Origin of the sequence: Alkalihalophilus lindianensis (genome assembly GCF_032843265.1) — a bacterium.
GTDB lineage: Bacteria > Bacillota > Bacilli > Bacillales > Bacillaceae_D > Alkalihalophilus > Alkalihalophilus lindianensis.
This window is the reverse complement of sequence record NZ_JAWJBA010001065.1, coordinates 1-234: the sequence shown is the minus strand read 5'-3', so window position 1 is coordinate 234 and position 234 is coordinate 1. Positions and strand designations below refer to the sequence as shown.

Here is a 234-nt window from a genome sequence, read left to right as displayed (position 1 = left end):
CCAATGGCTACACTTATACTCGCTCACTGAAATTTAGTTGCGGGGGAACAATGGAAACTCATCATGACATTAAGCGTACGGATGATGGACTAGAAGGTGAATTTGAGGTTACGGAGGCCAACCTTGATTCTCCTAAGATTGTTGACATTGAGCCTACTGTGGAAACGTTCTTGCCGGCTGAAGTCGGAGGCCAAGTTTAGGAAGACAACTTACTGCCGCAACTCCTTGGCTCAC

The 234-nt window shown here is 47.0% G+C and carries 1 protein-coding gene; it reads left to right on the top strand.

Annotated elements, in window-relative coordinates; genetic code table 11:
* The coding region (locus RYX56_RS25385; protein ID WP_317124519.1) for a calponin homology domain-containing protein at nucleotides 1–200 on the top strand (200 nt) is incomplete at its 5' end.
* Nucleotides 201–234: the final 34 nt, after the last annotated feature.